General features: G+C 54.6%; 1 protein-coding gene. It reads left to right on the forward strand.

Translation table 11 applies throughout. The annotated features are described in order from the left end of the window. The first annotated feature begins 183 nt into the window (after window positions 1-183). Entirely contained in the window at window positions 184-1,014 is an 831-nt protein-coding gene (locus O2S87_RS18555) for an IS5 family transposase (RefSeq protein WP_475410202.1), read from the forward strand. Window positions 1,015-1,341: the final 327 nt, after the last annotated feature.

The following is a 1,341-nucleotide window of genomic DNA, read 5'->3' on the forward strand; positions in this document are numbered from 1 at the left end:
TGGAGCGTCGAATCTCAGCTGAAGTTTCGTCAAACCTGAGCAGATCCCGACAAGTTGCACCGACCTCGTCGATGTTTCTCCCCAGATCTCCTTGGCTCCAGTCTAAACCCCAGAAGTAGTGCTAGACGGTGTCGTGGTGGGTCGCTAAATCAAAGGAGTTGAAGCGGAGAGATTCGGTTGCCTATGACACAAATCTCCCGCTTCACTAGCGAGATTGTCCCGATTTCTCAAAGAGTTACTGGCGACGGAGACGAATCCGCCGCCCCGGAAGGTGGCGGCGGATTCGCCGACTACGCCCTCGTTTCTCTCCATTGTCTACGGATTTACCTCAACACGTCCTACCGGATGACGATTGACCTCCTGAAGGAGATGCCACAAATAACGGGGGAGATCGGCCTTGACGCGGCCGATCTCCCCGCTCCATCCACGTTGTGTAAGGCGTTCGACCAGATCAGTATGAGCGTCTGCCGAGTGCTGCTGCGCCAGTCGGCGCAGCTGCACGATCCCTCAAAACACGGTGCTATCGACGCTACATTCTACGAACGCTCAGCTGCGAGCCGCCACTACTGCCAGCGGATCAGCTACCGCGTGCAGAAGCTGAAAGTCACGAAGCTCGTGGATACAGACTCTCAAGCCGTCCTTGACGTTCATTGTTCAACAAACCGGAAAGGAAGCGACGCAGACCTCGCAGAGCAGATCGCCCGCCGGAACGCGGGCGATCTGCGGTCTCTCGCCGCCGACAAAGGATACGACAAGCAATCGCTCCGCGAATCCCTTCGTAACCTCGGGATTCGCCCGCTCATCAAACATCGTATCTTCGCACCCTACGACCACGCGCACAACGCCAGAATCGACGAACAGCGCTACAATCAGCGCTCGATGACCGAGACGGTGAACTCGGCAGTCAAGCGCTCGCTCGGCTTCGCCGTGCGAGCGCGATCTTGGTTTCGTGAGTTCCGAGAAATCGCGCTGATGTGTGTCGTCTATAACATCAAGCGTGCTGTGAAACAGTGAATTCCACTGCTGTATGGCGATTCAACACAGCCGTTTCAGACGAACTCTCGTGAGGTTGAAGCGTCAATCGCCTCTTGTCCATCCCGGCCTTTGCCTTGTTTCAGACGAACTCTCGTGAGGTTGAAGCAACCGAGACAAATTTGCGGTCATCGTTTGCCATACCTGTTTCAGACGAACTCTCGTGAGGTTGAAGCATCTTTATTGCTCCGTTTATCGCAAGACGGCTCCCGTATTGAATCACTTACATAACAAATTCTCCTGTCTGAGTCGCTGAACTGCCGAATTTCTAGATACAGACTTTGCAGAAGCACCCAAACCAGACTATCC

It is taken from the genome of Halohasta sp. A2, from assembly GCF_056175805.1.

Coding starts and splice junctions, on each gene's coding strand:
- O2S87_RS18555 (WP_475410202.1), top strand. CDS start 184: ATGACACAAATCTCCCGCTTCACTAGCGAGATTGTCCCGATTTCTCAA.